Origin of the sequence: Devosia sp. (assembly GCF_036676215.1) — a bacterium.
Classification (GTDB): Bacteria; Pseudomonadota; Alphaproteobacteria; order Rhizobiales; family Devosiaceae; genus Devosia.
Genome location: NZ_JAKFDJ010000084.1, coordinates 19542 through 36803, shown reverse-complemented (window position 1 = coordinate 36803; position 17262 = coordinate 19542). Strand labels below are relative to the sequence as shown.

General features: G+C 64.4%; 16 protein-coding genes. 12 read left to right on the top strand and 4 right to left on the bottom strand.

What is annotated here, in order from left to right; genetic code table 11:
- Positions 1 to 415: winged helix-turn-helix transcriptional regulator (locus V6M52_RS09090; protein WP_332700786.1), on the bottom strand; the 415-nt coding region annotated here is incomplete at its 3' end.
- Positions 416 to 516: 101 nt separating this feature from the next.
- Here V6M52_RS09090 and V6M52_RS09085 point away from each other — a divergent pair.
- On the top strand, positions 517 to 939 hold the full coding sequence (locus V6M52_RS09085; RefSeq protein ID WP_332700785.1) for a DoxX family protein: 423 nt from the start codon (positions 517 to 519) through the stop codon (positions 937 to 939).
- A gap of 95 nt (positions 940 to 1034) precedes the next feature.
- Positions 1035 to 3491 (top strand): beta-glucosidase, encoded by a 2457-nt coding sequence (locus tag V6M52_RS09080; RefSeq protein ID WP_332700784.1) that lies wholly within the window; start codon positions 1035 to 1037, stop codon positions 3489 to 3491.
- Positions 3492 to 3631: 140 nt separating this feature from the next.
- On the opposite strand, the gene V6M52_RS09075 is transcribed toward V6M52_RS09080, so the two are convergent.
- Positions 3632 to 4201: a DJ-1/PfpI family protein gene (locus V6M52_RS09075; RefSeq protein ID WP_332700783.1), complete on the bottom strand. Its 570-nt coding sequence runs from the start codon at positions 4199 to 4201 to the stop codon at positions 3632 to 3634.
- Between the two features lie 160 nt (positions 4202 to 4361).
- On the opposite strand from V6M52_RS09075, the gene V6M52_RS09070 reads away from it, so the two are divergent.
- From V6M52_RS09070 to V6M52_RS09030, 9 genes are all read left to right on the top strand, one after another.
- The gene (locus tag V6M52_RS09070) at positions 4362 to 5519 is read left to right on the top strand and encodes a D-alanyl-D-alanine carboxypeptidase family protein (protein ID WP_332685892.1); all 1158 of its coding nucleotides are present in this window, start codon (positions 4362 to 4364) and stop codon (positions 5517 to 5519) included.
- Between the two features lie 239 nt (positions 5520 to 5758).
- Positions 5759 to 6862 (top strand): BMP family ABC transporter substrate-binding protein, encoded by a 1104-nt coding sequence (locus V6M52_RS09065; protein WP_332700782.1) that lies wholly within the window; start codon positions 5759 to 5761, stop codon positions 6860 to 6862.
- A 160-nt stretch (positions 6863 to 7022) separates the two neighbouring features.
- Complete coding sequence (locus tag V6M52_RS09060; RefSeq protein ID WP_332700781.1) at positions 7023 to 8132, top strand: ABC transporter permease; 1110 nt, start codon at positions 7023 to 7025, stop codon at positions 8130 to 8132.
- Positions 8129 to 9049: an ABC transporter permease gene (locus tag V6M52_RS09055; RefSeq protein WP_332700780.1), complete on the top strand. Its 921-nt coding sequence runs from the start codon at positions 8129 to 8131 to the stop codon at positions 9047 to 9049. Before V6M52_RS09060 ends, V6M52_RS09055 begins: the two co-directional genes overlap by 4 nt.
- Positions 9050 to 9057: 8 nt before the next feature.
- Positions 9058 to 9783 carry a biuret amidohydrolase gene (gene biuH / locus V6M52_RS09050; RefSeq protein WP_332700779.1) on the top strand — a complete coding sequence of 242 codons (726 nt, stop codon included), beginning with the start codon at positions 9058 to 9060 and terminating at the stop codon, positions 9781 to 9783.
- Positions 9780 to 11318, top strand: a complete 1539-nt coding sequence (locus tag V6M52_RS09045; protein WP_332700778.1) for an ABC transporter ATP-binding protein — start codon at positions 9780 to 9782, stop codon at positions 11316 to 11318. Before biuH ends, V6M52_RS09045 begins: the two co-directional genes overlap by 4 nt.
- Positions 11319 to 11479: 161 nt before the next feature.
- Positions 11480 to 12154: a cysteine hydrolase family protein gene (locus tag V6M52_RS09040; RefSeq protein ID WP_332700777.1), complete on the top strand. Its 675-nt coding sequence runs from the start codon at positions 11480 to 11482 to the stop codon at positions 12152 to 12154.
- Entirely contained in the window at positions 12151 to 12528 is a 378-nt protein-coding gene (hpxZ, locus tag V6M52_RS09035) for an oxalurate catabolism protein HpxZ (RefSeq protein WP_332700776.1), read from the top strand. The genes V6M52_RS09040 and hpxZ overlap by 4 nt, the downstream gene beginning before the upstream one ends.
- A 20-nt stretch (positions 12529 to 12548) precedes the next feature.
- Positions 12549 to 13196: a GntR family transcriptional regulator gene (locus V6M52_RS09030; RefSeq protein ID WP_332685635.1), complete on the top strand. Its 648-nt coding sequence runs from the start codon at positions 12549 to 12551 to the stop codon at positions 13194 to 13196.
- On the opposite strand, the gene atzF is transcribed toward V6M52_RS09030, so the two are convergent.
- A complete protein-coding gene (gene atzF, locus V6M52_RS09025) occupies positions 13182 to 14900 on the bottom strand; it encodes an allophanate hydrolase (protein WP_332700775.1) in 1719 nt (572 codons plus the stop codon). The two genes, V6M52_RS09030 and atzF, sit on opposite strands and share 15 nt — an antisense overlap.
- 265 nt (positions 14901 to 15165) lie before the next feature.
- On the opposite strand from atzF, the gene V6M52_RS09020 reads away from it, so the two are divergent.
- On the top strand, positions 15166 to 15849 hold the full coding sequence (locus V6M52_RS09020; RefSeq protein WP_332685631.1) for an outer membrane protein: 684 nt from the start codon (positions 15166 to 15168) through the stop codon (positions 15847 to 15849).
- 386 nt (positions 15850 to 16235) lie between these two features.
- Here the strand turns inward: V6M52_RS09020 and V6M52_RS09015 are convergent, their stop codons facing one another.
- Entirely contained in the window at positions 16236 to 17207 is a 972-nt protein-coding gene (locus V6M52_RS09015; protein ID WP_332700774.1) for a threonine/serine dehydratase, read from the bottom strand.
- Positions 17208 to 17262: the final 55 nt, after the last annotated feature.

The following is a 17262-nucleotide window of genomic DNA, read 5'->3' as shown; positions in this document are numbered from 1 at the left end:
AGCCCCGGGCGTAAGCGACCTTGCGCGGCTCCTCGGCGGCGGCCGCGCTGGCGCGGGCGTCATAGATGGCGCGGGCATCGACGATGGAGCCGTAGTTTTCTGCCGACCAGTCCCAAAGCTTGCTGATGGGGCCGTCCAGGGTCTTGCCCAGTTCGGTCAGGCCGTATTCGACGCGGGGCGGCACCTCCGGATAGATCTTGCGCGTCACCAGCCCATCGCGCTCCAGGTTGCGCAGCGTCAGGGTTAGCATGCGCTGGGAAACGCCGTTGATCATGCGCTTGAGTTCGTTGAAGCGCAGCGTGCCGCTGCGGCCCAGCATGCCCACCACCATCACGCTCCACTTGTCGCCGATGCGGTTGAGGACGTCCGACATCGCGTGGCAATTGTCTGACTTCGAGGTGTCCTGCAGTGACATTTCTGTGCCTTCTTGTGGTGGGTACCGAGGCACTAATATAGACATAGTTCTCTTCTGTGCCTAGGGTGCGATTGTCGCACCGGCCAAATTTTGGGTGTGACATGACGGACGTGACAAGCGGCGCCGCCGGCCGGAACTGGTGGACTATCGGGCTTTGGGTGGCGCAGGTGCTGCTGGCGCTGGTATTCGGCGCCGCTGGCGTCATGAAGCTGCTGCAGCCCGTCGAGGCGCTGGGCGCCATGATGGCTTGGGTCAATTCGACCCCCGAACTGCTGGTGCGGTTCATTGGCTTGGTCGAAATCGCCGGCGCGCTAGGCATGGTCCTGCCCGCCATCACCGGCACCCTGCCCTACCTCACCCCGCTCGCGGCGCTCGGCTTTGCCATCATCCAGGTGCTGGCCATCGGCGTCCATGCCTCGCTGGGCGAAACGGCGACATCGCTGCCGATCAACCTGATGCTGCTGGCGCTGTCATTGTTTGTGGCCTGGGGCCGTACCCGCAAGGCGCCGATCGCCGCGCGCTGACCTTTCGCCCACTTGACCTGCCCATCGGAATTGACAGCCCCCTTGCCGGGGCTGTCTTTGTATCGGCCATAAGAAGACGCGCCTGAGGAGCCCCCATGACCGATCGTATCGAACAGCTTGCCGACCAGATGACCCTAGAGGAAAAGGTGTCGATCCTGTCTGGCGAGGACTTCTGGTCCGTTCCGGCCATTGCGCGCCTGGGCATCGGCAAGCTGCGCGTCACCGACGGCCCCAATGGCGCACGCGGCGGCGGCTCGCTCATCGGCGGCGTCAAGTCCGCCAGCTTTCCGGTCGGCATCGCGCTCGGCGCCACCTGGAATGTCGAGCTGGTCCAGCAGATCGGCGCCGCTTTGGCCGACGAGGTTAAATCCAAGCAGGCCCATATGCTGCTGGCGCCGACGGTCAATATCCACCGCTCGGTCACCAATGGCCGCAATTTCGAATGCTATTCGGAAGATCCCATCCTCTCGGGCGAGCTGGCCGTCGCCTATATTGTGGGCCTGCAGGGGCAGGGGATCGGTGCCACCATCAAGCATTTTGCCGGCAATGAATCAGAGATCGAGCGGACGACGATTTCGAGCGAGATCGACGAGCGGTCCTTGCGCGAAATCTATCTCATCCCTTTCGAATGGGCGGTGAAGAAGGCCCATACCTGGGGCGTGATGAGCTCCTATAACCGGCTCAACGGCACCTTCACGTCCGAGCACAACTGGTTGCTGACCGATGTGCTGCGCAAGGATTGGGGGTATAGCGGCATCGTCATGTCCGACTGGTTCGGCAGCCATTCGACCGCGGAAACGGTCAATGCCGGCCTCGAACTCGAAATGCCCGGGCCCTCGCGTGATCGCGGGCAGAAGCTGATCGATGCCGTCAATTCCGGGGCGGTCAGCGAAGCCACCTTGCGCCAGCGTGTGGTCAACATGCTGCGACTGATGGAGCGGGTCGGCTCCCTTGATGACCATCGTCCGTTCGAAGAACACGCCCATGACCGCCCCGAGCATCGGGCGCTGATCCGCCGCGCCGGCGCGGAAGCCGCGGTGCTGCTCAAGAACAATGGCGCGCTGCCGCTCAAGGGCGATGGCAGTATCGCCGTCATCGGGCCGAACGCCAGAATCGCCCAGATCATGGGCGGCGGCAGCGCCCAGCTCAACGCGCATTACCGCATCTCGCCCTGGCAGGGGCTGGTCGAGGCGGTCGGCGAGGATCGCCTGCGCTACACCCCCGGCTGCACCAATCACCGCTTCGAGCCGGTGCTACGCGGGTCGTTCAGGATAGAATATTTCGCCAATGACAAGCTGAGCGGCGAACCCGTGCATGTCGGCACGCAGGATGAGGCGCAGGCCTTCTGGATCGGCAATGTCGCCGAGGGCAAGGTCGATGCGCTGCACTTCTCGGCGCGACTCACCGGCAGCTTCACGCCCGAGACCAGCGGCATCCATCGCGTCGGCATCTATTCAGCGGGCTTCGCCAAGGTCTATGTCGATGGCAAGCTGGTCGCCGATGCCTGGACCAACTGGGCCAAGGGCCGCACCTTCTTCGAGGAAGGCTGCGACGAGGTCGTCGGGACGGTCGAGCTTGAGGCCGGCCGCGCCCATGAGGTGGTGATCGAATTTGCCACCAAGGATTTTGCGACGCTGGGCCTGGCCGCCTTCGCCGCCGGCATCGGCCTGCCGCTGGGCAATGAAGCCATCGCCGAGGCGGTGCTGGCTGCCCGCAATGCCGATACGGCCATCGTCTTTGTCGGCCGCAATGGCGAATGGGACACCGAAGGCAGCGACCTGTCCTCGATCGACCTGCCCGGCCGCCAGAACGAGCTGGTCGCGGCCGTGGCCAATGCCAATCCCAACACCATCGTCGTGCTGCAGACCGGCGGGCCGGTGGAAATGCCCTGGATCGGCTCGGTCGCGGCGCTGCTGCAGGCCTGGTATCCCGGCCAGGAGGCCGGCAATGCCATTGCCGACGTGCTGCTGGGGGTCGCCGAACCCTCCGGTCGCCTACCGCAGACCTTCCCGGTGCGCTGGGCCGACAATCCTGCCCATAGCCAGGATCGCGAAGTCTATCCCGGCCTCGAGGGCAAGGTGCGCTACGAAGAGGGCATTTTCGTCGGTTATCGGCATTATGACCGGCTGGGCCTCACCCCGCTCTTCCCCTTCGGCTTCGGGCTGGGCTATGCGCGTTTCGCGCTGGCCGACCTCACGGTGGACGATGCCGAATTCGAGGCCGCGGGCGCGGTGATGGTGGGCGTCACCATCTCCAATATATCCGACCGCGACGGCGCGGCCGTGGTGCAGCTCTATGTCTCCGATGAGGTCTCCTCCGACCCGCGCCCGGCCAAGGAGCTCAAGGCCTTCCGCAAGGTGCTGCTCAAGGCCGGCGAAAGCCGCCAGGTGACCATGACGCTCGACGCCCGCGCCTTTGCCTTCTACCGCACAAAGGCCAAACACTGGCTGGTCGAGGACGGCCGCTTCACCCTGCGCGTCGGATTGTCATCGGCGGACCTGCCGCTGAGTGGGACCGTATCGCGCAGGACGACCTTGATGCTGCCGGTTTAAGGCACCCTTCCTTACCTCTCCCTTTGGGGGAGAGGTCGACCGTCTTCGGTCGGGTGAGGGGGTCTTTTCTGGAGCCGGTCGATGGGAAGGCCCCTCACCCGGCGCCCACAGGCCTCTCCACCCAAAGGGAGAGGTGAGGATCACGCCGCCCGGTGTTCGGCGCCATACATTCCGAGATAGAAATCCAGATCGCCATTGCGCAGGCCAAGCGTTTCGAGCACGCCGCCCATGAAGCTCACCGGCGCCGTACCAGGGGCGGTGACGATCCTGCCATCAACTACGGCCCCGGCCTGGTCCTGATACTGCGCCTTGCCGGCATAACCGGTCGGATCGAGGTTTTCCGCCGAGTTCGACGTGTGCCTGACCATATCCAGCAGGCCCGCCCGGGCCAATGCCAGCGTGCCATCGCAAATGCCCGCCACCGTCTTGCCGGCATCACGCGCCGCGATCAGCACCGCGCCGATATCGGGCGCATCGTCCCGGCTCCAGGCGGTGCCGCCATTGACCACCAGCGCGTCGATGGCCTCGACGTCGATATCTTCTACTGCCAGGTCCGGCATGACCTTGAGCCCGCCGGCCGAAGTCACCGGCTTGCCGCCCGGCGTCGCAAAGCGCGTCTCGATGCCGTAATATTGCCGCGCACCTGCATTGAGCAGCGCGGTTTCCCAATCGGCATAGCCCTCGCTGAGAATGGTCACGATCGTCGTCATCTGGCGTCTCCTTGTGCTGCGGCCAGACTGTCGCCCGAAAGCGACAGATCCTGTCAGCAGGGTTCAAAACCCCGTCAGCTTAGCCTGCCTTGCATTGAGCTATGCCTGACCCGCTGCTATGAGGAGGCCGACTTTCCTGCCTTGTCGGAGCCGTCCACCCGTGCTGTTTGCCCGCCGTCTTGTCCTCGTCCTCCTGCTGGCCCTGCTGAGCCTGGCGCCGACCCGTGCCAATCCGATGCTGCTGATCGACATGGACAATTTCAACGTGCTCCATGCCCAGGAGGCCGGCCAGCCCTGGCATCCTGCTTCGCTGACCAAGCTGATGACCGCCTATGTGACCTTCGAGCAGATCGCCCAGGGCAAGGTGAGCCTCGATACGCCGGTGATCGTTTCGAAAAACGCCTTCAACGAGGCGCCCTCCAAATCCGGTCTTGCCGTCGGCAGCGCCCTGACGCTGCAGGACGCGCTCTATGTCATGCTGGTCAAATCGGCCAACGACATCTCCGTCGCCATCGCCGAGACCATCGGGGGCGACGAAGCCGCCTTTGTTGGCATGATGAACGACGCCGCCGCGCGCATGGGCCTGACGGCCACCCATTACACCAATCCCAATGGCCTGCACGATCCCGCCCAGGTCACCTCGGCGCGCGACCTGGCAATCCTATCACTCTATATCCGACAGAACTTCCCGCAATACCTGCCCATTTTCGGCACCGAAGCGGTGGTGCTGAACGGCAAGACACTGGAATCGGAAAACAAGCTGCTGACCAGCTTTGCCGGCACCACCGGCATGAAGACCGGCTTTGTCTGCGCCTCGGGCCTCAACATGGTGGCCACGGTCGAGCGCAATGGCCGGCGCATGCTGGCCGTGATCCTGGGCGGCTCCTCGGCGCGCGAACGCAATGAACGCGCCGCCGAGCTGATCCTCAAGGGACTGACCGGAGCGGCCCAGCCCAACGGGCAGACTGTGCTGGCCTTGGGCAACAGCCCGGGCGCCACCCCGGTCAACATGCGCCCGCTGATCTGCGGCAAGGAGGCCAAGGCCTATGTCGCCGCGCAGGAAGCGGCCTTTCCCATGGGGCTCGAGGGCCAGCCCAGCAATCTGACCGATACGATCGCGCCCAATCCCTATGTGGCAACCGACCTCGGCCGTATCGCCGTCGGCATCAGCCTGCCCCGCCCGCGCCCGCACCATGTGCCGGTCTTTACTGCGCCGGTGGCCGAAGCCTCCCTCGCCGTCGAGTTGCGGCCGGGTCTGATCCCCACGCCAGCCGGCACCACGCCCTTCCCGCGTCCACGGCCTGACTTCTCGCGTTAACGCATGGCAAAGTCATTGTATGCAATGACGTACTAGATGCATAATATTTGTGCATTTGTAATCATTCGGCATACAAGTTGAGCAGAGACAGAGGCGCCATCGCTCACCCGCAATTGCTAAGCCGTTGTTACTGATGAATATTTTTCGCAGCTAGCGTTGTACACAAGCTGGCATGACCCTTGCATTGAGTCTTCCGACGCCGCCAGAGAGGCGCGTCTCTCGGTGCAGGGAGCTCGTCAATGTCGCTTATCAACCTTTCCCGCCGCTCATTGCTGAAGGCTGGCGCCGCCGGCCTGGCCGCGGCGGCACTGCCCATGGGCCTGGCCCGGGCACAATCCCCCATCGTGCTGGGCGCCGTCTATGTTGGCCCGCGCGATGACTTCGGCTGGAACCAGGCCCATGCCACCGCCATGGAAATCCTCAAGACCGTGCCCGGCGTCACCGTCATCGAGGAAGAGAACGTTCCCGAGACCGACGCGGTCAGCCAGTCCATCGAATCCATGATCAACCTCGATGGCGCCAACCTGATCCTCGCCACGTCCTTCGGCTATTACAGCCCCTTCGTGGTCGAACTGGCCAAGAAATATCCCGACGTGCAGTTCCGCCACGCGGCGCCGCTATGGACCGACGCCGACCCCGCCAATGCTGGGTCCTACTTCTGCTATCTCAACCAGGGCCATTACGTGGACGGCGTGGCCGCCGGCCTGTCGAGCCCGACCGGCAAGCTCGGCTTCGTCGCCGCCAAGCCGATTCCCTCGGTGCTCTCCAACATCAACTCGTTCCTGCTGGGCGCCAGGAAGACCAATCCCGCCGCGACGGTGCAGGTGATCTTCACCGGCGAGTGGTCGATGCCGGTGCGCGAGGCTGAAGCTACCAACGCGCTGATCGACGCCGGTTGCGACGTCATCACCTGCCATGTCGACGGCCCCAAAGTGGTGGTGGAAACGGCCGAAGGCCGGGGCGTCAAGACCTGCGGCCACAATGCCAGCCAGGCCCCGCTCGCGCCCAACGGCTTCATCACTGGCGCCGAATACAAGTGGAGCACCATCTACGCGATGTATGCCGATCTGCTGGCCAAGGGCGAGCCTTTGCCCAATTTCGTGGCCGGCGGCTACCACAATGACATGCTGCAGAACACGCCCTATGGCGCCGGCGCCACGCCCGAAGCCATCACCGCAGCCGACGCCGCCATCGCCGCCCTCAAGGCGGGCGAGCCGATCTATGTCGGCCCGCTCAAGGACAATACGGGCAATGTCGTCATCGAAGGCAGCATGGATAATTACGACCCGGTGCTCGACGGCATGAACTACCTGCTCGAAGGCGTGGTGGGCTCGATCACCTAAGGCGCCTTACCCCCACCGGCTCCCCTTCTCCCCCTGGGGGAGAAGGTGGCGCGCAGCGCCGGATGAGGGGGCGCGATCTCAGAAAGCCCCCTCACCCGCCTCTCGGCACCCTCTCCCACAAGGGCAGAGGGGCGACCACAGCGAGTTCAGTGAGGCTTGAATGACCGTCGCCAGCCCAACCCTCGATGCTCCGACTCGCACCCCAAGCGTGCGCACGCTCAAGGCGGCCGAATCCATCTTCGTGCCGGTTTTCGCGCTGGTCGGCTCGTTCCTCATCTTCTCGCTCTTCCTTCTCGTCATCGGCAAATCGCCGATCGACTTCTTCTCCCTGGTCTGGACCGGCGGCTTCGGTTCGAGCTTTTCCATCCAGCAATCGCTGCAGCGTTCCGCGCCGCTGATCCTCACCGCGCTGGCCTTCGCGGTGCCCGCGCGCATCGGGCTCACCATGATCGGCGCCGAGGGTGCGTTGGTGCTGGGCGGCTTTGCTGCGGCGGCCATTGCCATCCCGCTGGTGACCGGCGGCGCCGCGGCGCCCATGGCCTGGCTCATCATGGCCATCACCGCCATGGCGGCGGGTGGCCTCTGGATCGGGCTGGCCGGCTGGCTACGCCACTATCGCGGCGTCAACGAAACCATCTCGTCACTGCTGCTGAGCTATATCGCCATCGCCATCATGAACTTCTTCGTCGAGGGCGCACTGCGCGATCCCGCCTCGGCCAACAAGCCCTCCACCATGCCAATCGGCGACGCCTATCGCATCGGCTCCATTCCCGGCACCGACGTGCATTGGGGCTTCGCCGCCGGGGTCGTGCTCTCGATCATCCTCCTCATCCTCATGTCGCGCACCACCTTCGGCTTTGCCGCGCGCATGACCGGCGGCAATGTCCGCGCCGCCAAGGCGCAGGGCTTGCCGGTGGGTTTCCTGATGGTCGCCTGCTGCACCATTGCTGGAGCCTGCGCGGGTCTGGCCGGCTTCTTCGAAGTCACCGTCATCCACGGCCAGGCCAATGCCTCGCTGGTCGCCGGCTATGGCTTTACCGGCATCCTCGTCGCCTTCCTCGCGCGGCATAACCCGCTGATGATCGTGCCGGTGGCCATCATTTTCGGCGCCATTGCCGCCGCCGGCGGACTGGTGCAGCGGCGCATGGGCATGCCCGATGCGACTGTGCTGGTGCTGCAGGGCATCATCTTCGTCGTGCTGCTGGCCAGCGACACGCTCTATGGCCGCATCAAACTCTTCCAGCCCGAAGCCAAGGGGGACCGGACATGATGGAAAGTGCCTTCATCACCGTCCTCATCGCCATGCTGGGCGGCGCCATCCGCGTCTCGACGCCCTTCATGTTCGTGGCTTTGGGCGAGTGCCTGACCGAAAAATCGGGCCGCATCAATCTGGGGCTCGAGGGCAATCTGGTGCTGGGCGCCATGGTCGCCTATGCCATCAGCTTCCACACCGGCAATCCGTGGATCGGCGTGCTGGCAGCGGGTGGCTCGGGACTGATCCTCGGCGCGTTGCACGGCTATATCTGCAAGCTGCCAAGGGTGAACGACATCGCCGTCGGCATCGCCATCATGAGCTTTGGCACCGGCACCGCCTTCTTCTTCGGCAAGCCCTATATCCAGCCCTCTGCCCCACGGCTCGACGCCATCCACCTCGGCGACTGGACCGGAAATTCGGCCTTGGCACAGGCGCTGCAGGTCAACCCGCTCTGGTTCGTCGGCATTATCCTCGCCTTTGCCATGAGCTGGGCCTTTGCCAACACCCGCTGGGGCCTCATCGTGCGCATGACCGGCGACAGCGCCGCCTCGGCCAGGGCCATGGGCGTCTCGGTCGACTGGGTGCGGTTCCTGGCCACAGCGGCGGGCGGCTTCCTTGCCGGCACCGGTGGCGCATTCCTGTCGCTCTACTATCCCGGCTCCTGGAACCAGGGGCTAAGCTCCGGCCAGGGCCTGATGGCCGTGGCCTTGGTGATCTTTGCCCGCTGGGACCCGATCCGCTGCATCTGGGCCGCCTTGCTGTTCGGCGCCGCCGGGGCCATCGGCCCATCGCTGCAATCGGTCGGCATTTCGCAGGGCTATTACTTCTTCAATGCCGCCCCCTACATCCTCACGCTCTTCATCATGATCGCCTCGGCTCGGTCCAAAGGCGCGGCACGCGACGTGCCGGGCGAACTCTCGATCACAAAATGAGGCTGACCATGAGCTTGACCGACGAACGCATCGACGAGGCCTTGGTCCCCGGCGGCACGACCATTGCCAGTGCCGATCCCTATCCCTGGCCCTTCGACGGCAATTGGGGGCCGCACAATACAGCGCTGATCGTCATCGACATGCAGGTCGATTTCTGCGCCCCGGGCGGGTACGTGGACACCATGGGCTACGACATTTCCCTGACGCGGGCGCCCATCGGCCCGATCCAGACGGTACTCGGCGGGATGCGGGCGAAGGGCTACCCCATTATCCACACCCGAGAGGGCCACAAGCCGGACCTGAGCGATCTGCCCGCCAACAAGCGCTGGCGCTCGCAGCGCATCGGCGCCGGCATTGGGGACCAGGGTCCCTGCGGCCGCATTCTGGTGCGCGGCGAGCCGGGCTGGGAGATCATTCCCGAACTGCAGCCTCTGGCTGGCGAGCAGATCATCGACAAGCCCGGCAAGGGCACATTCATCGCCACCGATTTCGAGCTGGTGCTGCGCATGCGCAATATCCGCAACCTGATTTTCACCGGCGTCACCACCGATGTCTGCGTCCACACCACCATGCGCGACGCCAATGACCGTGGCTATGAATGCCTGCTGCTGGAAGATTGCTGCGCCGCCACCAAGGTGGAGAACCACCTGGCCGCTATCGACATGATCAAGATGCAGGGCGGCGTCTTCGGTGCGGTCTCCAACTCAACCGAGCTCTTGGCGGTGCTGCCATGAACGCCGCCGCCCCCATCCTCGCCGCCGGCCGCGCGCCGTCGCTGCAAGCCATCGGCATGACCAAGATCTTCGGGCCGCTGGTGGCGCTGGATGACGTCACCATCGATATCCCGGCCGGCTCGTTTCACGCGCTGCTGGGCGAGAATGGCGCCGGCAAGTCCACGCTGGTCAAATCCATCATGGGCTTTTATTCGGCCGACAAGGGCCAGGTGCTGCTCGACGGCAGGGAAGTCTCGATCCGCTCGCCCAAGGACGCCCGCGCCAACGGCATTGGCATGGTCTATCAGCAGTTCACCCTGGTGCCCTGCCTGACCGCCGCGGAAAACCTCGTCATCTCCCGCGCCGACGCCCCGGCGGTGATGGACTGGAGACGCGAAAAGCAGGCGCTGGCCGCGTTCATGGAGCAGATGCCGTTCAAGGTGCCGCTCGATGCGCAGGTGAGTTCCCTCTCGGCGGGCGAGAAGCAGAAGCTCGAAATCCTCAAGCTCCTCTATCTCGACCAGCGCTTCATGATCCTGGACGAGCCCACCTCGGTGCTGACCCCGGGCGAGGCCGACGAAATGTTGGGCCTGCTCGGCGACATGGCGGCACGCAAGGAGATCACGGTCCTCATGATCTCGCACAAGTTCCGCGAGGTAAAAGCCTTCTGCGACGGCTTCACGGTGCTGCGGCGCGGCAAGTTCACCGGCACCGGCGACGCCCGATCGGCCACCATAGCCGAGATGAGCCAGATGATGATCGGCGACACCGAAGTGCGCGAACGCGCCACGCGCCGCGTCCACAACGAGACCCGCGAAGTGCTCGAACTGGCAGGACTGTTCGCCGAGGACATCGATGGCGGCAGGCTCATCGAAGCGGTCAACCTCAAGGTCAATGCCGGCGAGATCGTCGGCATTGCCGGCGTTTCGGGCAATGGCCAGTCGGCGCTGGTGGAAGCCTTGGCCGGGCAGCGGGCGCTGTCGGATGGCGTTATCCGCATCCACGGCCAGAACTTCTTCCCCAAGCGCAGTGCCTTCGACAAGTTCAAGGTCTTCGGCCTGCCCGAGGAGCCGCTCAGAAACGCCACGGCGCCCAAGATGAGCGTCGCCGAAAACATTGCCTTCCGCGACTTCGACAAGCCGCCGGTTGCCCGGTTCGGCTGGTGGATGTCCCCCGGCCCCATGCGCAGACGCGCCGAGGACCTGATCACCCGCTACCGCGTCAAGACCACCTCGCCCGATGCGCCGATCGAGACGCTGTCCGGCGGCAATGTGCAGCGCGCCGTACTGGCGCGGGAGCTCTCGGGCGATGTCGATGTGCTGATCGTGGCCAATCCTTGCTTCGGGCTGGATTTCGCCTCGGTCTCGGAGATCCGCAGCCAGATCATGGAACAGCGCAATCGCGGCGCCGCGGTGCTGCTGGTGAGCGAGGACCTGGATGAGATTTTGGAATTGGCGGACCGCGTGGCGGTGATGAGTGGGGGCACCATCACCTATGTGTCGAGGATCGAGGATACGGACCGCAATACCATCGGCCAGCACATGGCGGGGCATTAAGGGATGAACCCGACACCGCAGCCCCCTCATCCGCCCTTCGGGCACCTTCTCCCACGAGGGGAGAAGGAGACCCAGTGGTCGGCCGAACTGGATGCCAACCTTCTCCCCTCGTGGGAGAAGGTGGATCGCGCGCAGCGCGAGACGGATGAGGGGGCCTTGCAATGATCCCCGTCCCCGCCCGCCCCTATCCCTTCCAGCTCGATCCGGCCCACACAGCGCTTGTCGTCATCGACATGCAGCGCGATTTCATCGAGCCCGGCGGCTTTGGCGCCAGCCTCGGCAATGATGTGGCTTTGCTCGAAGCCATCATCCCCGCCGCCGCCGAGCTGATCGCCCTGTTCCGCCGCCAGGGCTGGCCCATCGTCCATACCCGCGAGGCGCACCAGGCCGACCTTTCCGATTGCCCGCCCGCCAAGATCGCCCGCGGCAGGCCGGGCCTGCGCATCGGCGAAATGGGCGCCATGGGGCGCATCCTGATCGCCGGCGAGCCGGGCAACCAGATCGTCGACGCGCTGGCGCCGCTGCCCGGCGAGATCGTCATCAACAAGCCCGGCAAGGGCATGTTCTGGGCCACCGGCATCCATGAAACCCTGCAGGGACTGGGCATCACCCACCTGGTGTTTGCCGGCGTCACCACCGAGGTCTGCGTCCAGACCTCGATGCGCGAGGCCAATGACCGCGGCTATGAATGCCTGCTCATTGAAGACGCCACCGAAAGCTATTTCCCCGCCTTCAAGGCGGCCACCATCGAAATGATCGCCGCCCAGGGTGGCATTGTCGGCTGGGTTGCGCCGCTGGCTGCGCTGCACCTGGCCATTGCGGGTGCGCCAGCATGATTCTCAACGATCCTGCCATCGTCGCCGAAGTCCGCGCCGCCTTCGACCGCTATGAGCGGGCGTTGCTGGCCAATGACGCGGCGACGCTCGACGCCATGTTCGTGCAGCGGGCCGATACCGTCCGTTACGGCGTAGGCGAGCTGCAGTATGGCATTGACGAAATCCGGGCCTTTCGCGCCCTGCAGCGCGCGTTCAGCCGCACGCTTGATCGCCTTACCATCGTCACTTATGGCAGCGATGTTGCCACCGCCTCGACGCTGTTCTATCGGGAGGACTTTCCCGGCCAGGTCGGGCGGCAGCAGCAGACCTGGCTGCGCACACCCGATGGTTGGTGCGTCGCGGCAGCCCATGTCAGCATGATGCCAAAACCCTGAACGACAGAAGGTCCAAGAGCGTGCTCAAGCGCCCCCGCACATCGGCAGAAGATATCCGCCAGCAATTGGCGGCCCGCATCATTTGCGGCGAACTCGCTCCCGGCACGCCGCTGGACGAGACCAGCCTGGCCAGTGAATTCGCCGTATCGCGGACGCCCATCCGCGAAGCCTTGCGCCTGCTCGCCGCCAGCGGGCTGATCGACCAGAAACCCCATGCCCGCGCCCTCGTCGCCAAGCCTGATGACGCCACGCTGGCCGGCATGTTCGAGGTCATGGGTTATCTCGAAGCGCTTTGCGCCGGCCTCTCGGCCATTGCCATGAGCGCCAGCGAACGCGATGCGCTCGATGCCCTGCATATGCAGATGGCCGCCATTGTCCGGCAGGGCGATCATGCGAGCTATGTCGAGGCCAATGAGGCCTTTCACTCGGCCATCTATGAGGGCGCGCACAACGCCTATCTGTCCGAGGTGACGCGCTCCACCCGCCAGCGCCTGCAACCCTTCCGCCGCGCCCAGTTCCAGGCGCTGGGGCGGCTCAGCCGTTCGCATGCCGAGCATGGCGTGGTGGTCGACGCCATATTGCAGGGCGACCGGACTGGCGCAGAAGCGGCGATGCGCCAGCACATCGCCATCGTCGAAGGGGCCTATGGCGAACTAGCCCATGGCTGATTTCGGCGCGGTGACATAGGCCCGCCAGCCGCCATAGGCGCTGACATCCTCGGCGCCCTTGACCGCTTCGGCCTCCACCAGAAATCCCTTGGCCTCCGTTCCGTCGGTAAAGCGCAGCGTGCCGATCCCCAGCGGCGAGGGGATGGCCGCCACGAACTGCCCGAAGCCGGCCGCATCGATCCCCCAGACTTCGGCCGCGATCGACGCGCCGCTGCCGCTCGACCCGCGCAGCAGGCCCGGCTTGGGCGGCACGGTATTGGGCAGGGCATAGAGGGCGTAGTCCGGCACGGTCTCGACGCTGCGCAGGAAGCTGGCGCCCAGCGCCACCAGTTCCTTGTTGAGCGGCAGCCCGCTGAGATGAGCGCCGACCACCGCCAGCTCGATCTGCCCCGGCGCCGCCCGCAGCGCCGTGGCCCCGGAAGAACCCTCCAGACCCGCCGCGATACCGGCGAGATAACCGTCGCTGCCCGACCGCCCGATCAGCGTCAGGCTCGACGGCAAGCCGTCGCTGCGCCGGCCGACCGGCACCGAGATGGCAGCCATGTCGAGCAGGTTCACGAAATTGGTATAGGCGCCCAGATTGGAATTATAGGCGATCGGCTCGGCGTCGAGCTCGGCCAGCGTATAGAAGCGCGGCACGGTCGGCACGGCGAGGATATCGATCCCCGCCAATAGCGTCGTCGCCGCGCGGCGATACTCCGCCAGCTTGTAGGCGGCCTCGAAGGCCGAAACCGCCGTCAGGCCATTAGCGCCGCCGATGATCTTGAGCGTCACCGGATGCAACGCCTCGGGCTGCGTTTCGATCAGCGGCTTGGTCGCCGCATAGCGCTCCGCCACCCATGGTCCCTCATAGAGCAACCGCGCCACGGCATGCAGCGGCTCGAAGTCGATCTCGATGATCTGCCCGCCCAGCGCCGCGAGCCTTTCGAGGTCAGCCGCATAGGCCGCTTCCGCCGCGGCATCGCCGAAGAACAGCCGTTGTGCGGACGGCGGCACGCCCACCCTGAAGCGCGGCGGCAGACCGGACACTGCAGGCGTCGGCAAGACCCGCGAATAGGCGTCGGCCGCATCATAGCCGGCGGCGATCTCGGTGACCTTTCGCGCCGTCTCGACATCGCGCGCAAAGACCGAAATCGTATCCAGCGTGCGGCAGGCCGGTACCATCCCGGTGGACGAGAGCAGGCCCAGCGTCGGCTTGAGACCGACAATGCCGTTCATGCCCGCAGGCACCCGCCCCGACCCGGCCGTGTCGGTTCCCAGCGCGAAATCGACAATCCCTGCCGCCACCGCCACTGCCGAGCCCGAACTCGAGCCGCCGGGAATGAGATCGCTCCGCAACGCATTGCGCGGCACCCCATAGGGCGAGCGCACGCCCACCAGGCCGGTGGCGAACTGGTCCAGATTGGTTTTGCCAATGACGATGGCGCCGGCTGCCTCAAGCTTTTGCACCACCGCCGCCGAGCGCCCGGGAACATGAGTGAAGGCCGGGCAGGCCGCCGTGGTGGGCAGGCCGGCAACGTGGATATTGTCCTTCACCCCCAGCGTGAGCCCATAAAGCGGCTTGCCCACAGGCCCGGTCGCCTCCAGCGCCGCGGCCTCCTTCAGCGCCTCGGCCTCCGGCTTGAGGCTGATGAACAGGGCCGGGTCGGCATAGGCAGCCAGCGCCGCATAGGCGGAGCGGACGGATTCAACAGGTGACGACACGAGAGATTTCCACTTTGCCTACAGAATATACCGGCAACCATATTGCCTGTATTGGTGGCATTTGGAAGTCAATTGTACACATTCGCACCACAGGTCGGCTCTGCCCGTCCGAGCGCGCCGGGTTCCATGCGTACTGCGCAAGGGTCAAGGCCCGGCCATGCTCTGCCGCTGTGGCGTTAACCTTGTTCCTTACCGCAGTGTTAATTTTTTCTGTCGCATTTTGCAGACAATTCATCGGCCCATTTTTGAACACACGAGGACATCCATGAAGCGCCTTGGCATCATGCTTTCCGCGATCCTTCTGCTGACCAGCGCCGCCCAGGCGGCCGATCTCGGCTGGAACAGCGGCGCCAGCCCGGTCTATTCGCCCACCCCCGCCTCCGGCTGGTCGGGCTTTTATGCCGGCGTCAATGCCGGCTATGCCTGGGGCACGCTGACCCGTCAGCCTGCCGGCGGCGGTGCGCAGACCCAGAACAATACCAGCGGCGGCCAGGTTGGCGCGCAGGCCGGTTACAATATGGACCTCGGCGGCTTCGTGATCGGCGGCGAAGCGGACCTGCAATGGGCCAATGTCGGCCATACCGAAGACCTGCCGGGCATCGGCTCGTTCAAGGCCGGCATCGACTTCTACGGCACCATTCGCGGCCGCGCCGGCATGAGCTTCGGCCAGGTCATGCCCTTTGTCACCGCCGGCTTCGCCGCCGGTCGTGGCTCGGCCAGCCTCACCAATCCGGGCGGCGTCACCACCTCGCAGTCCGCCACCCATATGGGCTGGACGGTCGGCGCGGGCCTCGAAGCCCAGGCGACCGAGAACATCTCCATCAAAGCCGAGTATCTCTATGTCGATCTCGGTACACAGGCCTATAACGGCCTGCCGGCCGGCGTGGGCAATATCGACGCCACCCAGCGCTTCAGCGTGGTTCGTGCAGGCCTCAACTACAAGTTCTAGCCGCCCATCGCCCACAGCCGCCGCCGCCACTTTTGGTTTCACCGCCTGCCTGCGGCCTTGAACTTGGCAAGCTGGAAAAGAGCTACGGGGTCACCCGACCCCGTTAGCAATGCGGCCCCGAGGCGCACGGGCCTACAGCCGTGAATCGCATTTTGGCCGTGGTTTGTCCCGTCCACGCAAGGCTATTCGGCGCGGAAACGCCAGGGCGTGTCGTACCCACGCAACGGGATGGTGACGGCTGAGGCTGGGAAGTCTTCACAATGCCCGAGAGTGGCTGATGGAGCATCGGGAGCCGCTAGAAGGTGAGCATGGCACGCTACCATTGCCCCGGATCTGCAATTTCAACCTCGGATGATTGTGGATCAGGCGTCTCGATCGGGACCCTGTTACCCTGCTGCTTTGTATATTTCGGCAAGATCCCACATATCCCAGTTCCCGCCAGTCAACACCGCGCATACCTTCTCGTCCGGACGGACGTCTATGGAGCCTGCCAGCAAAGCGCCGATACCAATCGAGGCGGCTGGTTCAGCGATCAGTTTCGCATCTGTGGCGAGGGTCCGCATGCCCGCGATGATGTGTTCCTCTTCGACAAGAACGATCTCATCCACATACCTCTCGATGATGGGATACGGGTTTTGGCCCGGAACACTTATCCTCAACCCATCCGCAATAGTGTTTTTGAGAGGCAGCGATGTACGTTCGCCGTTCTTCCGGCTGTGAAAGTACTTCGGTGTAAGGACAGGCTCGGCTCCTATGACGCGCACTGAGGGCTTGGTCTCCTTAATGGCAGTCGCGATGCCCGAGATGAGTCCGCCGCCGCCTACCGGAACAATGACGGTGTCCACGTCGTCCAGGTCCTGCAGTATTTCGCAACCAATTGTCCCCTGCCCCGCCATAACCACAGGATCCTCAAAGGCGTGAACGGTCGCATAGCCATTTTCATCGGCAATTTCGTAGACTCTTTTCCATCTGGCGGCAGTATCGCCATCAAAGAGGATGATTTCCGCGCCTAGGGCTTTTGTGTTTTCAACTTTGATTTTTGGTGTGGTCACGGGAAGGACCAGTATTGCCCTTACGCCCAACAACCTGGCGGCGTAGGCCAATCCCTGGGCGTGATTGCCCGAGGACGTGGCAATTATGCCGTTTGCAATCTCATTCCTTGACAGCGAAAGGGTCTTGTTCAGGGCTCCGCGGATCTTGAAGGCGCCCGTGATCTGAAGGTTTTCCGGTTTGAGATATAGCTGGCAACCGACGGCTGGCTCTGTTTTTTCCGCACGCAAGAGCGGCGTATGCCGAATATGGGGTTTCAGTCGTTCCCGAGCGTCCAAAATGTCCTGGATAGTCGGGCAGTTGCGCATGGATTTGACTCCAGATGTTGATTCACGACGATCTGCAAAATATCCGCGAGACGAA

Excerpts from the sequence above, each read along its gene's own strand:
- V6M52_RS09060 (WP_332700781.1), top strand. The coding sequence starts at position 7,023 with ATGACCGTCGCCAGCCCAACCCTCGATGCTCCGACTCGCACCCCAAGC.
- V6M52_RS09065 (WP_332700782.1), top strand. The coding sequence starts at position 5,759 with ATGTCGCTTATCAACCTTTCCCGCCGCTCATTGCTGAAGGCTGGCGCC.
- V6M52_RS09015 (WP_332700774.1), bottom strand. The coding sequence starts at position 17,207 with ATGCGCAACTGCCCGACTATCCAGGACATTTTGGACGCTCGGGAACGA.
- V6M52_RS09040 (WP_332700777.1), top strand. The coding sequence starts at position 11,480 with ATGATCCCCGTCCCCGCCCGCCCCTATCCCTTCCAGCTCGATCCGGCC.
- hpxZ (WP_332700776.1), top strand. The coding sequence starts at position 12,151 with ATGATTCTCAACGATCCTGCCATCGTCGCCGAAGTCCGCGCCGCCTTC.
- V6M52_RS09020 (WP_332685631.1), top strand. The coding sequence starts at position 15,166 with ATGAAGCGCCTTGGCATCATGCTTTCCGCGATCCTTCTGCTGACCAGC.
- V6M52_RS09055 (WP_332700780.1), top strand. The coding sequence starts at position 8,129 with ATGATGGAAAGTGCCTTCATCACCGTCCTCATCGCCATGCTGGGCGGC.
- V6M52_RS09080 (WP_332700784.1), top strand. The coding sequence starts at position 1,035 with ATGACCGATCGTATCGAACAGCTTGCCGACCAGATGACCCTAGAGGAA.
- V6M52_RS09085 (WP_332700785.1), top strand. The coding sequence starts at position 517 with ATGACGGACGTGACAAGCGGCGCCGCCGGCCGGAACTGGTGGACTATC.
- V6M52_RS09075 (WP_332700783.1), bottom strand. The coding sequence starts at position 4,201 with ATGACGACGATCGTGACCATTCTCAGCGAGGGCTATGCCGATTGGGAA.
- V6M52_RS09045 (WP_332700778.1), top strand. The coding sequence starts at position 9,780 with ATGAACGCCGCCGCCCCCATCCTCGCCGCCGGCCGCGCGCCGTCGCTG.
- biuH (WP_332700779.1), top strand. The coding sequence starts at position 9,058 with ATGAGCTTGACCGACGAACGCATCGACGAGGCCTTGGTCCCCGGCGGC.